Source organism: Belnapia sp. AC561 (assembly GCF_979252845.1).
Genome location: NZ_CEEDBP010000150.1, coordinates 1 through 301 on the forward strand (window position 1 = coordinate 1; position 301 = coordinate 301).

The following is a 301-nucleotide window of genomic DNA, read 5'->3' on the forward strand; positions in this document are numbered from 1 at the left end:
GTCGCGCTACGATGCGCAGCGGTCGATGAAGGCATGGCTGTCGACGATCGCGATCAACAAGTGCCGCGATTGGGGGAGAAAGCGGACTGTCCGCCGTTTCTTCTCCTTCGCCATTTCCGAGGATGGTCAGGCTGACGCGGTGATCGATGACGGTCCCGCAACAGATACCACCGTGGCCGATCGGCAGGAACTGGACCGGGTAACGCGCGCGATCGCGACCCTGCCGATGAACCTCAAGGAGGTGCTCGTGCTTCGGACGATCGAGGGCTTGAGCCAGGCCGAGACGGCAGAGGTTCTGGGC

Annotated in this window: 1 protein-coding gene; it reads left to right on the forward strand. The window is 63.1% G+C overall.

Annotated elements, in window-relative coordinates; all coding sequences use genetic code 11:
* Positions 1–301 (forward strand): RNA polymerase sigma factor (locus AC0IW9_RS30520; RefSeq protein ID WP_471652061.1); only part of this gene is annotated, 301 nt, incomplete at both ends.